This is a genomic window from Parasphingorhabdus sp., from assembly GCF_965233695.1.
GTDB lineage: Bacteria > Pseudomonadota > Alphaproteobacteria > Sphingomonadales > Sphingomonadaceae > Parasphingorhabdus.
The window spans coordinates 1,134,177-1,147,779 of sequence record NZ_OZ247497.1 but is presented as its reverse complement, the minus strand read 5'-3'; the positions used below and the strand labels follow the sequence as shown (position 1 = coordinate 1,147,779).

9 protein-coding genes are annotated in these 13,603 nt (G+C 56.9%); all 9 read left to right on the top strand.

Features of this window, described 5'->3' with window-relative positions; genetic code table 11:
- Window positions 1–132 precede the first annotated feature (132 nt).
- Window positions 133–1,347 carry an acetyl-CoA C-acetyltransferase gene (locus ACO6S1_RS05360; protein ID WP_422345289.1) on the top strand — a complete coding sequence of 405 codons (1,215 nt, stop codon included), beginning with the start codon at window positions 133–135 and terminating at the stop codon, window positions 1,345–1,347.
- A gap of 128 nt (window positions 1,348–1,475) precedes the next feature.
- Complete coding sequence (locus tag ACO6S1_RS05355; RefSeq protein WP_422345288.1) at window positions 1,476–3,665, top strand: 3-hydroxyacyl-CoA dehydrogenase NAD-binding domain-containing protein; 2,190 nt, start codon at window positions 1,476–1,478, stop codon at window positions 3,663–3,665.
- A 265-nt stretch (window positions 3,666–3,930) separates the two neighbouring features.
- A complete protein-coding gene (locus ACO6S1_RS05350; RefSeq protein ID WP_422345287.1) occupies window positions 3,931–5,763 on the top strand; it encodes an acyclic terpene utilization AtuA family protein in 1,833 nt (610 codons plus the stop codon).
- Window positions 5,764–5,765: 2 nt separating this feature from the next.
- On the top strand, window positions 5,766–7,388 hold the full coding sequence (locus tag ACO6S1_RS05345) for an acyl-CoA carboxylase subunit beta (protein ID WP_422345286.1): 1,623 nt from the start codon (window positions 5,766–5,768) through the stop codon (window positions 7,386–7,388).
- Between the two features lie 112 nt (window positions 7,389–7,500).
- A complete protein-coding gene (locus ACO6S1_RS05340) occupies window positions 7,501–8,313 on the top strand; it encodes an enoyl-CoA hydratase/isomerase family protein (protein WP_422345285.1) in 813 nt (270 codons plus the stop codon).
- Between the two features lie 10 nt (window positions 8,314–8,323).
- The gene (locus ACO6S1_RS05335; RefSeq protein WP_422345284.1) at window positions 8,324–10,339 is read left to right on the top strand and encodes an acetyl/propionyl/methylcrotonyl-CoA carboxylase subunit alpha; all 2,016 of its coding nucleotides are present in this window, start codon (window positions 8,324–8,326) and stop codon (window positions 10,337–10,339) included.
- On the top strand, window positions 10,336–11,478 hold the full coding sequence (locus tag ACO6S1_RS05330) for an NAD(P)H-dependent flavin oxidoreductase (protein WP_422345283.1): 1,143 nt from the start codon (window positions 10,336–10,338) through the stop codon (window positions 11,476–11,478). The genes ACO6S1_RS05335 and ACO6S1_RS05330 overlap by 4 nt, the downstream gene beginning before the upstream one ends.
- Window positions 11,479–11,615: 137 nt before the next feature.
- Window positions 11,616–12,770 (top strand): CaiB/BaiF CoA transferase family protein, encoded by a 1,155-nt coding sequence (locus ACO6S1_RS05325; protein WP_422345282.1) that lies wholly within the window; start codon window positions 11,616–11,618, stop codon window positions 12,768–12,770.
- On the top strand, window positions 12,770–13,588 hold the full coding sequence (locus ACO6S1_RS05320) for a TIGR03084 family metal-binding protein (RefSeq protein WP_422345281.1): 819 nt from the start codon (window positions 12,770–12,772) through the stop codon (window positions 13,586–13,588). Before ACO6S1_RS05325 ends, ACO6S1_RS05320 begins: the two co-directional genes overlap by 1 nt.
- Window positions 13,589–13,603: the final 15 nt, after the last annotated feature.

Sequence of the window (13,603 nt, the reverse complement as noted above, 5' to 3'; positions counted from 1 at the left end):
GAAGCACAAGAAGGACAAGGCGAGTCGCCCACCTTTCTTGATTGACGTTTACGTAAACTGCTTGACTGTGCTGCAGCGCAACATTAACTATGCACTTAACAGTCCAGACTTAATTAAAATAAGGAATATCGCATGACCGAAGCCTATATTTATGACGCTGTGCGCAGCCCGCGCGGGAAAGGCCGCAGCGACGGCAGCCTGCACGAAATCACCGCTCTTGATCTCGCGTCCCAGGTGCTCGCTTCGGTCAATGACCGCAACGAACTGGACGGTCATGAAGTGGAAGATATTGCTTATGGCTGCGTCTCCCCCGTGGGTGAGCAAGGCGCCGTCATCAGCCGTATGGCAGCCCTGAAAGCCGGTTATGCGGACACCACCTCTGCGATTCAGGTCAATCGTTTCTGCGGCTCCGGTCTGGAAGCGGTGAATATCGCGGCCGGCAAGATCAAATCTGGCGAAGCAGACCTGGCGATTGGCGGCGGCGTGGAATCCATGTCCCGCATTCCCATGGGCAGCGACGGATTGGGCGGCATGGCCGACCCGACGCTCGTTTTTCAGGAATATTTCGTCCCCCAAGGCATTTCCGCCGATCTGATCGCCACAAAATATGGCTATAGCCGCGACGATGTCGACGCCTATGCCGTGGAAAGCCAAAAGCGCGCCGCGAAAAGCTGGGAAGAAAAGCGTTTTGCCAAATCGATCCTGCCAATCAAGGACGTGATCGGCGAAACTGTTCTCGACCATGACGAACTGATGCGCCCGGAAACCGACATGCAGTCTCTGGGTTCGCTCAACCCCGCCTTCCAGATGATGGGTGAGCAGATGCCCGGCTTTAACGATGTCGCGATTCTGAAGCATCCCGACATTGAGAAAATGAACCATGTCCATCATGCCGGTAACAGCTCCGGTATCGTTGATGGTGCGGCGGCCGTGCTGATCGGCAACGAAGAAGCAGGCACGAAATACGGCCTGAAACCGCGGGCGCGGATCGTTTCCATGGCGTCGATCGGATCGGAGCCAACCATCATGCTGACCGGCCCTGAATTTGCCGCGCAAAAGGCACTCAAGCGTGCGGGCATGGAAGCCAGCGACATTGATGTGTGGGAGTTGAACGAGGCATTTGCCGCCGTAGTCCTGCGCTTCATGGAAGCGATGAATGTCGATCATAGCGATATCAATGTGAATGGCGGCGCGATTGCCATGGGCCATCCCTTGGGCGCGACCGGCGCGATGATCCTCGGTACGGTGCTGGACGAGCTGGAACGTTCGGGCAAGCAGACCGCTTTGTCGACGCTTTGCATCGGCGGCGGCATGGGCATTGCCACCATCATTGAGCGGGTGAACTAGAAACAAATAGCAATTTAGTGCCCCTGCGCAGGCAGGGGCCCATCTCCCGGTATCGCCAAAATGAACCAACTGGAGATGGATTCCTGCCCCATAATTTTCTGGCGCAGGAATACAAGAAAGGAAAAAACATGACTTACGAAACACTCACCGTCGATATTGACAGCGATGGCATTGCCCTTGTCACAATCGATCTTCCCGGCCAGTCGATGAACGTCTGGAATGAAGGCCTGATGGCTGACTTCCCGAAATTCGTCGATGAACTGATTTCCAATGACGACATCAAAGGTGCGGTGATCACATCGGGCAAGAAATCCGGCTTCCTTGCCGGTGCCGATCTCAACATGCTCGGCTCTTCCAAGGCCGAAACCATGAAAGAGGCATTTGATCAGGCTTGGCAACTCAACAGCGTTCTCCGCAAGATGGAAACCGGCGGTAACAGCGCGAAGGACCTTCTGAAAGGCAAAGCCCACGCCAAGCCGGTTGCCTGCGCGCTTAACGGCCTCGCCCTCGGCGGCGGTCTCGAACTGGCGCTTGCTTGCCACTATCGCGTTTGCGCCGACAATCCGAAACTGCAACTCGGCCTGCCCGAAGTGCAAGTTGGTCTGCTGCCCGGTGGCGGCGGAACCCAGCGTCTGCCGCGTCTTGCCGGTTTGCAAGCGGCTGGCATGGCGATCATGATGGGTCAGCCGATGAACCCGCAGGCTGCGCTCGCACAAAAGATTGTTGATGAAGTCGTTCCTGCTGATGAAGTCGTCGCCAAGGCGAAAGCGTGGGTCAAAGCCAATCCCAAAGCATCTGCGCCTTGGGACAAGAAGGGCTGGAAATTCCCCGGAGGCGCTGGCTCCATGGATCCCCGCGCCGTGCCGCTGTACCTTGGTTCGTCAGCCATGGCGCTGAAGCAGAGCAAAGGCAATTACGAAGCGGTCAAGGCAATCCTGTCCTGCCTCTATGAAGGTTCGATGCTGCCAATCGACACCGCATTGCGCGTTGAAAGCAAATATTTCACCAAATTGCTCAGCGGCCCGCAATCCAAAAACATGATCCGCACCTTGTTCGTGAACAAGCAGGCCGCCGAAAAGGGCGCCGCTCGTCCCAAGGGCGTGCCGGCTTCCGACCTCAAAACTGTTGGCGTGCTGGGCGCGGGCCTGATGGGCTCGGGCATTACCCATGTGACAGCCAAGGGCGGCATGAATGTCATCGTCCTCGACCGCAATATGGAAGAGGCGCAGAAGGCGATCGATTATAGTCAGAAGATTGTCGACAAGGGCGTGAAGCGTGGCAAGATGAGCCAAGAAAAAGCCGATGCTTTCATGGCGCGGATCACCCCGACCGATAATTATGACGATCTGAAAGATGTCGACCTGATCATCGAAGCGGTATTTGAACGCCCCGATGTCAAAGCCGATGTGATCAAGAAAACCGAAGCAGTCATCGGCAAGGATGTGGTTTTCGCATCCAACACCTCGACGCTTCCGATCACAGGTCTCGCGAAAAACAGCGAGCGTCCCGATCAGTTTATCGGCATGCACTTTTTCTCACCGGTTGAAAAAATGCCCCTGCTGGAAATCATTCCCGGCGACGAAACCGGCGACAAGGCATTGGCCGTGGCGCTCGATTATAATGCCAAGATCCGCAAAACGCCGATTGTGGTCAAGGACGTGCGCGGTTTCTACACCAACCGTGTGTTCCCGCCTTATGCCAATGAAGCGATGCTGATGGTTGCCGAAGGCGTCAAACCCGCACTGATCGAAAATGCGGCCGTTGCCATGGGCATGCCGATTGGCCCGCTCGCCATTGTCGATGAGACCACCCTGCAACTGGGTTACGACATCATGACGTCAACCAAGGAAGAAATGGGCGACGCCTATGTTTCCAGCGGGACAGAGGATCTGATGGAATTGATGGTCAAGAAGATTGACCGTCGCGGACGCCGTTTTGGTGGTGGTTTCTACGAATATAGCGATGATGGCTCCAAGAAATTATGGCCTGGTCTCAGCGAGCATTTCCCGCTGGCAGATGAGCAGCCCGATGTTGAGGAAGTCAAACAGCGGTTGATGTACATCCAGCTGATCGCGACGGCCCAATGTTTCCACGAAGGCGTTGTGTCCGATCCGCAATCTGCTGATCTCGGCGCGATCTTCGGTTGGGGCTTTGCGCCATGGACCGGCGGCCCGATGAGCCATATCGACACGATCGGCGTCGACAATTTCGTCCGCACAGCCGACAATATGGCCCAGAAATATGGCGAGCGGTTCAAACCGCCGATGAGCTTCCGCGAAAAAGCGGACGCTGGTGAGAGCTTTTACAAAGCGGCCTGAACGTCGTCGATAATCAAAAGATTTGTGCCCCCGCGAAGGCGGGGGCCCATCTCCCGTACTACCATCTTGAACCGCCGGTAAAAGTACAGCGCGGTATTCGATTTATCGCCTGCCTTATCTGATTGCTGTGTAACGCACCCTTGGGAGATAGGCTCCCGCCTGCGCGGGAGCACAAAGACGGGTGTTTTTATGCGTCCATATCCATCAATAACGGGTTGATAAGTCGCGCAACTTGACCCAAGCTGGTTTCAGGAGAGACCAGTATATGACGGCTGATAAAATCATTCGCATCGGCGGGGCCAGCGGCTTCTGGGGCGAATCCGATATGGCGGTGCCGCAATTTTTGCAGGCGGCGGAAAACGGGCAAAAGCTGGACTATATTGTTTTCGATTATCTCGCTGAAATTACCATGTCGATCATGGCGCGGGCGCGGGCCAAAAATCCCGACATGGGCTATGCGACCGATTTTGTCGCTGCGGTGATCAAGCCGCATATTGGCGCCATCGCAAAACAGGGCATCAAGCTGATCTCCAACGCCGGCGGGACCAATCCCGTCGCTTGTGCGGCGGCCGTTCGCGCTGTCATTGCCGAGGCCGGGCTCGATCTGAAAGTCGCGGTTATTACCGGCGATGATCTCACATCTCGCGCAGTCGATTTTGCGGACGCCCGTGAGATGTTTTCGGGCGAAGCTTTTCCCGCTCCGGAAAATATTGCCAGCATCAATGCCTATTTGGGCGCCTTCCCAATCGCTACCGCCCTCAATCGGGGGGCCGACATTGTCATCACCGGCCGCTGCGTTGACAGCGCCGTGACACTTGGTGCCTGCATCCATGAATTTGACTGGAGCGCGGATGATCTCGACCAGCTATCCGGTGCCAGCTTGGCCGGTCACATATTGGAATGCGGGCCGCAAGCAACCGGCGGCAATTTCACCGATTGGGAAAGCGTGGCGGGCAGCATGGACAATGCCGGCTATCCGATTGCCGAAATCGCCGCCGATGGCAGCTTCATTGCGACCAAGCCGGAAGGGACAGGCGGGATCGTCAATATCGGCACGATCGGCGAGCAGATGCTCTATGAAATTGGCGATCCGCAAGCCTATATGCTGCCAGACGTTGTCTGCGATTTCAGCGCAGTAACTTTGGAGCAGATAGCCGATAATCGCGTCGCCGTGTCCGGTGCCATCGGCCATGCCGCACCGGATAGCTACAAGACATGCGCCACCTATTCCGATGGCTGGAAGATGGTCGCGCCGTTTTTCTTCATTGGCATGGACGCGAAAAGAAAAGCGGAAAGCTTTGCTGAAAATGCACTCAAGCGCACGCGCGCCAAATTGCGCGCCTCCAATGCCGGTGATTTTGATGAGGTGCTGATTGAGACTCTGGGCGATGACAGCCATTTCGGGACCTTTGGACAGGCAGCTGAAACCCGCGAAGTGGTTCTGAAAATCGGCGTCAAGCATCGCGATCCCAAAGCAACCCTATTGCTGCTGAAGGAAGCCACTGGCATGGGCCTCGCGACGCCGCCGGGACTGGCGCTGTTCGCTGGCGGCCGACCCAAGCCCTCACCGGTGGTGCGTCTGTTTTCGCTGCTGGTGCCAAAATCGGAAGTCTCGATTTCGGTGACGGTTGGCAATGATGGTCAGGAATTTACCGAAACCAAAGGCACGGCTTTTGACGCTGCGGCGATCCAGCGACCAGACCCGCCTGCTCTGCCCGTTGGTGACGGACCCATGACACAAGTGCAGCTGATCGATCTCGCCTGGGGCCGGTCCGGAGACAAAGGTGATAAATCCAATATCGGCATTTTGCCGCGCGACAAGAGCTATGCGCCCTATATCTGGGCAGCGCTCGGCGAGGACATCGTGCGGGAACGCTTTGCCCATTTCCTGACGCAGCCCGATGATCCGTCCAGCGTCGAGCGCTATTACATGCCCGGCACCGGCGCGATTAACTTCCTCCTCCATGATATTTTGGGCGGCGGCGGGGTTGCATCCATGCGCAATGATCCGCAGGGTAAAAGCTATGCCCAGATCCTGCTCGCCGCTCCCGTTTCCATACCGCAATCACTCCAGTCCTCTTTGGCTAAGGCGCTCTGACTATGCCCCAGTTTAAATCGAAAATTTCCACCAGCTCCGACAGCTTTGCCCAGAACCGCAAGGATATGCTGACGCTGATCGAGCATCTGCGCAGTCTGGAGAAGCGGGCTGTTGAAGCATCGGAGAAACGCCGCCCGACTTTTGAAAAACGCGGCCAGCTGACCCCGCATGAGCGGCTGACGCGCTTGCTCGACCCCGGTATGCCGTTTTTGCGGCTCTATAATATGGCCAATTATCTCGTCGAAGATGATAATCCCGACACCAGCATTCCGGGCGGCAGCGTGATCCTTGGCATCGGCTTTGTCAAAGGCGTGCGCTGCATGATCTGGGTCGATGACAGTGGCATTCGCGCGGGCGCCGCAACAACGGGTGGCTGGGACGCATCCAAGGGTGCGCAGAAAATGGCGCAGGATCTGAAGCTGCCCTTCATCCATCTGGTTGAGAGCGCGGGCGCGAACCTGATGGAATATAAGGTCGAGCTTTGGGCGCATGGCGGGATGCTGTTCCGCAATCTCGCCTGGCTGAGCGCAGCGGGTATCCCGACCATGGTCGTGCTGCACGGGCCTTCCACCGCTGGTGGCGCCTATATGCCGGGCATGTCCGACTATGTCATTGGCGTACGCGACAATGGTATGGCGGCGCTGGGCGGTGCGGCCCTGGTTCATGCGGCGACCGGCGAAGTGGCCGATGATCGCGAGCTGGGCGGAACCGAAATGCATGCGAGCACCACCGGCAGTGTCGAATATCTCGCGGATGATGATGCGCACGGTATCGAGATTGCCCGTGACACAATGGGTCGGATTGACTGGAACAAGAATACCGCACCGATCCGGCAGAACGACTATGCCGAACCCGTTTATGATATCGACGAAATTGCGGGCATCGTGCCGACAGACTATACCATTCCCTATGATGTCCGCGAAGTCGCGGCGCGGATTGTGGATGGATCGGACTTTGAGGAATTCAAAAGCCGCTATGGCCCCGGCACCGTCTGCATGCAGGCGAGCATCATGGGCCATGCGGTCGGACTGATCGGCAATAACGGCCCGTTCGATCCCGAAGCGGCCGCCAAGGCGACGCACTTCTTCCAGCTATGTGACCAGTCCGAACTGCCGATCATCTTCCTGAACAATACCACCGGCTATATTGTCGGCAAAGAGTCCGAGCATAAGGGCATGATCAAGCTGGGCAGCAAGATGATCCAGGCCGTGTCCAATGTGCGCGTGCCGAAATTGTCGCTCTATATTGGTGCCAGCTTTGGCGCAGGCAATTACGGTATGAGCGGCGTCGCCTTTGAACCGGATTTTCTGTTTTCATGGCCCAATGCCAAAACCGGTGTGATGGCGGGGGCATCAGCAGCCAACACGATGAGCCATGTCGCAAAGGTGCAGGCGCAGCGCAAAGGCGTGGAACCGGATGAAGAAGCCATTGCCAAACAGAACCAGCGCATCCGGGATATTTTCGAAGCGCAGGAAAGCGCTTTCTTCACCTCTGGCCGCGTGCTTGATAACGGTGTGATTGACCCGCGAGACACCCGCAAGGTGCTCGGCTTTGCTCTCGAAACAATTTTCGAGGCCAAGAACCGTACGCTGCATCCCAATGCCTTCGGTGTGGCGCGGATATGATTTTTTCTACTCAACGCTTTTTGTTCCCCCGCGAAGGCGGGGGTCCATCTCCCGCCGTTATGGCTTACCGAATAGCAGGAGATGGGCTCCTGCCTGCGCAGGAGCACACAGCATGACGAACCTCCCCGAAACCAGCACCCTCGAACTGGATCTCAAGCAGGGCTGGCTCACCATCTGGTTCAACCAGCCGGATAATCGCAACGCCCTGAGCGACGCCTTGGTGGCAGACTTAGCCTCTGTTTTAAAAGGTGTTCGTGACGACCGGACGGTCCGTGGCATAACCCTAAGGGGTCGCGGCGGTGTCTTTTGCGCCGGTGCGGATCTGAAGAATTTCAAAGAGAATTTTCAGGCGAGTGGCGACCGCGAAGCGACCATAACCATGTCGATGGGAGCGGCTGAAATATTCGACCTGGTCAACACCGCGCCGCAAGTGGTGATCGTCCTGATCGAGGGCGCAGCCATGGCAGGCGGCTTTGGCCTGTCCTGCTGCGCTGATGTCGTGATCTGCGAATCCGGTGCGCGTTTTGCGATGACAGAAACCGCCATCGGTGTCACCCCGGCGCAGATATCGCCTTTCGTCATTCAAAAGCTTGGTTATGCCACTGGCCGGCGGTTGATGCTGACTGCCGCCCGCTTTGATGGCATGCAAGCGCATGAACTGGGTTTTGCCGATTTTATCGCCGATGATGTGCCGGGATTGGAAGCGATTGAGATGCAGCTCAGAAATCAGGTGCTCGGCACCGCGCCCGGTGCGGTTGCTGCAACGAAAGAACTGCTTGGCCAGATTGCTGGTAAACCGCGCGAAGAAGTGATCCGCCTTGCTGCCGAAAATTTTGCCGACCGCATGATCAGCGATGAAGCCAAGGAGGGCGTCGCCTCCTTCTTTGAAAAGCGCAAACCCAATTGGGTCGTGAAGCCGGAATAGGGAACCATAGATGACACAAATATCCACACTCCTTATTGCCAATCGCGGCGAAATTGCCTGCCGGGTGATACGAACAGCCAAAGCAAAAGGCATAAGAACAGTCGCCGTCTATTCCGACGCCGATGCCAATGCACCCCATGTTCATATGGCCGATGACGCGGTGCATATCGGGCCTGCGCCAGTCAGTGAATCCTATCTGCAGATCGACACCATCATACAGGCGGCAAAGGACAGCGGTGCCGATGCCGTGCATCCCGGCTATGGTTTTCTGTCGGAAAATGCCGCTTTCTCGCAAGCCTGTGCCGACGCCAATATCATCTTCGTCGGACCACCGGAAAAAGCCATTGATGTCATGGGTGACAAGGCGCGGTCCAAGCGCGCAATGATTGCGGCCGGTGTACCGTGCGTCCCGGGCTATCAGGATGATGACCAATCCGACGCGACATTGATTGCCGAAGCCAAGAAAATCGGGGTGCCGCTGATGGTCAAGGCGGCCGCGGGTGGTGGTGGCCGCGGTATGCGGCTGGTTCACGATCAGGCAGAGGTGCCCAATGCGATCAAGCTCGCGCGATCGGAAGCGGAAAATGCCTTTGGCAATGGCGAACTGATCCTCGAAAAAGCGATCATCAAACCCCGCCATGTCGAGATTCAGGTTTTTGCCGACAGTCATGGCAACACCATCCATCTGGGCGAACGTGATTGTTCGGTACAGCGCCGTCACCAGAAAGTGATCGAGGAAGCGCCCTGCCCGGTCATGACCGAAGAGCTGCGCGCTGAAATGGGAGCCGCCGCTGTAGAAGCGGCCCGCGCGGTCGATTATCGCGGGGCGGGCACAGTGGAATTTCTGCTGGATCAATCCGGCAGTTTCTACTTTCTCGAAATGAACACGCGGCTGCAGGTTGAGCATCCTGTAACCGAGGAGATCACCGGTCTTGATCTGGTTGCCTTGCAATTGAAAGTTGCCCAAGGCGAACCGCTGGATATTGCGCAGGATGATGTCACTCTCACCGGCCATGCCATGGAAGTACGGCTCTATGCCGAAGACCCGGCCGATGATTTTCTGCCCAGCACCGGCCATATTGATCTCTGGTATCCGTCGGCCAATGCGCGCATCGACAGCGGCATCGCTACGGGCGGCGAGGTTTCCCCGTTTTACGACAGCATGGTCGCGAAAATCATTACCCACGGAACGACCCGCGAAGACGCGCGGCTACAGATGGTCAAGGCCTTGTCCCAGACCGCTCTGTTCGGTCCGAAAACCAATCGTGACTTCCTGATCGATGCCCTCGGCAAACCGGATTTTATCGCCGGTCAGGCGACCACCGCTTTCATTGCCGAAAATTATGGCGAAGAGGGTGTTGATCTGGGCGCGCATGATTTTACGACATTTGCGATTGCCGCCGTGCTCCAGCACAAATTGCGTCAGCAGGCGGCGCATAAACTGGCGCTCAACGTCAATCCAGAAATGCTCGATTGGTCGAGCACCGCGGATCTGAAAACCGTCACCCAATATGGAAAGCTGGCGGAAGCGACCGAGACGGATGGGATCGTTCATGTCCATGTGCATCAACCCGGGCATTATCATGTGGATGGTGCTGGACAGGAAGCGCAAGTCGAGTTGCTGTCCAGCACCGGTGACATGGCAAAACTGCGCGTCAATGGCCGGACGGTCGAAGCGATACATCATGCCGACGGCCGCCATCTGCATCTGGCATTGCCGGCCCGCTCTCTGTCGGTCACAGACCTGACAGGCCTCAGCGCCATGGAAGATATGGCTGGCGGTGGCACGGTAGTGGCGCCGATGCACGGCCTGTTACTTGAGATACTCGTCGAGCAGGGCGCGACTGTGGCAAAGGGCGACAAGCTGGCGGTTTTGGAAGCGATGAAGATGCAGCACGAGATTCTGGCGGAGATTGACGGTACCGTTGAAACGGTTGCGGCTGCCGCGGGCAAACAGATTGCAGCCGATGATCTGATCATGGAAATTGCTGCAAAAGAAACGGGTGAAGAGGACGACGCGTCATGAAAAACCCCATTTGCGACATGCTGGGCATCGAATTCCCGCTGGTTGCTTTCAGCCATTGCCGCGATGTTGTCGCTGCGGTTTCCAAAGCCGGCGGCATGGGGGTATTCGGCGGCGTCAACTGCACACCCGAAACACTGGAAGAGGAACTGAGCTGGATCGACGATCATGTCGATGGCAAACCCTATGGCCTCGATATCATTGTACCCAACAAGGTTGAGGGCAAAGGCGAGCAGATCGATGTTGACACCACCTTGGCGATGATTCCTGAGGAACATAAACAGTTTTCCAAAGACATAATGGCGCGTCATGGCGTCGATCCCGGCGATCTGGAGGAACTGCGCCGGGAACATGCCGTGGGCGCGGACAATCTGCGCGGCGGCAATGCGGGCGCACTGCTGGAAGTTGCTTTCCGCCATCCAATCAAACTCATCGCCAATGCGCTGGGCATCCCGCCGCAGGTCATGACCGATATGGGCCGCGAACATGGCGTACCCGTCGCGGCGCTGATCGGGACCAAGGAACATGCCATGAGCCAGGTCGCCGCTGGCGTGGATATTCTCATCGCCGTCGGCGGAGAAGCCGGTGGTCATACCGGTGATGTCGCCACGATGGTTTTGATCCCCGAAGTCTGCAATGCCTTGCGCGATATGGGAGATGACACGCCGGTACTAGCAGCAGGCGGCATTGCCACCGGCGCACAAATGGCAGCGGCCATGGCCATGGGCGCAAGCGGCGTATGGTGTGGATCGGTCTGGCTGACCACAGCAGAGGCAGAGACCAATCCTGTCGTGAAAGAGAAAATGCTGAACGCAACGTCGCGTGATACGGTTCGCGCCCGCTCTCGTACCGGCAAGCCGTCCCGGCAATTGCGCTCGCCATGGACCGATGCCTGGGAAGCGGAAGATGCGCCGACTCCGCTGGCCATGCCATTGCAGTCTCTGGTCGCGGAACCACCCCTTCGTTCGATCGACAAATTGAGTCAGGGTGATAATCAGGGCGCAAAAGATCTCGCAACCTATTGGGTCGGCCAAGGCGTTGGCCTGATGAACCAGCCCATGTCGACTGCGCAGGTTGTCCAGGGATTCAAAGAAGATTTTATCACCGCCTATGAGAGGCTCGCTGCCAATCTTGAGGATTGACGGCACCGATAGCCCGCGCTCATTCTGCTTGTCCTGAGCGACTGCTGCAAGCAGGCAGTCGAAGGATGAGTTTCGAACGGTTTTGATAAGATGCTTCGACAAGCTCAGCATGAGCGCGAAGGGATATAGGAGATGAGATGGCAGAGGTGACAGCACAACAGCCGCTGGCCGGGATCAAGGTGGTCGAATTTTCAACGATGATCACCGCGTCTCTCGCGACCATGATGTTTGCGCAACAGGGCGCGGACGTCATCAAGGTGGAACCGCCCGGCATTGGCGACCCTATGCGCTGGCTGGGCAGCCGGAAGGAAAGCATCTCCGGCCTGTTCAACAATTGCAACCGCGCCAAGCGCTCGATCACGCTGGATCTGAAAAGCAAAGAGGGCGTTGCAACGGCGCGCAAGCTGTGCCTCGATGCCGATATTGTCATTCATAATTATCGCCCCGGCGTGATGCAGCGCCTGGGCCTCGACAGCAAAAGTCTCCGCGCCGAGAAACCGGCACTTATCTATTGCGCCATTACCGGCTTTGGTCGCGACGGACCGATGGCCGATCGCCCCGCCTATGATCATGTGATGCAGGCGATGGCGGGTTTCATGGGTACACAAGGCCATCCCGATGGTTTTAGCTATGTGAAGACTTTGCTATGCGACAAGCTCACCGCCTATACCGCCGCGCAAGCTATAACCGCTGCATTATTTGCACGAGAACGCTCCGGTGAAGGACAGCATATTGACTTGTCTATGCTGGCCAGCTGCATTGCCTTTCTGTGGCCCGACGGCGGCATGCATCTGACCTTGATGAACGATGATGCGATTCATGCGGCGCCCTTTGCCGACTATTATCAGATGCCGCTACGCACCACCGACGGCGCGATTGCCTATGCAGCGATGAGCGACGCGCATTGGCAGGTTGTTTTCGAAATGGTCGGCCGCGACGATTTGAAATCGGAAGAAAAATATCAAGGCCTCGAAAATCGCAGCATGCATATGGCCGAACTCGCGCAAATTGTCGCCAGCCAGCCGCCGCGCCATGATACCGATACGATGATCGCCGGCCTGACCAAAGGCGATGTGCCCGCCGCGCCGTGTCTGACACTGGCCGATGTGAAGGACCATGCCCAGATCGTTGCGATCGAAGCCTTCGAGGAACAGGACCATCCATTGCTCGGGAGAATTCACAATGTCGCGTCACCGGTGCATATCAATGGACAAAAACTGCCAACCACTGGGCCCAGCCCGGCGCTTGGCGAACATACGCAAGAAATATTGCAGGAAATGGGAATTACATAATGATGGAGCAGGCACAGGATTTTCTCGACGAAAGCGAAGCGATATATGCGCTCGTCAAAGATCTTTCCGATGGGCAGATGGAACAGGAAACCGGTTTCAAGGGCTGGACGATCAATGCCATAATCCGCCATCTGCATATCTGGAACATGGCCGCCTATTGGTCGCTGACCGAGCCGGAAAAATTCCATGGCTTCTTCAAAGAGGCGATGACTGCGATGAAAGAGAATGCCAAAAAGGGCCAGACGTCGATGCGGTTTTTCGAGACAGATTATCTCGACAATTTATCCGGCGCGCCGCTCGTAAAAACCTGGCGGGACTTCTTTCAGAAAATGGCGCCGGAATTTGGCGCAGCTGATCCGGCAATGCGGGTCGAATGGGCGGGCCCTTCCATGAGCGTGCGCTCTTCCATCACCGCACGGCTGATGGAAAACTGGTCGCATGCGCAGGCCATTTATGATGTGCTCGGCCTCAAGCGCGAAAATGCGGACCGCATCCGCAATATCGTGATGATCGGCCTCAACACCTATGGCTGGACCTTCAAGGTCAACGGCGAAGAAGCGCCGCAGCCTGTGCCCTATCTCAAGCTTACTGCCCCCTCTGGTGCAGTCTGGGACTATGGCGATGAGAGCGAAGAAGAGCGGATTGAGGGTTTGGCTGAGGAATTTTGCCAAGTCGTTACCCAGACTCGTAATATTGCGGATACAGACTTAAAAGTGACCGGTCCAAACGCAACCCGGTGGATGGCCATAGCGCAATGTTTTGCTGGCGGCGCGGAAAGCCCGCCAGCGCCAGGGACGCGTTCTATCAAAACAGGGTGAGTGAACCTATCGGGT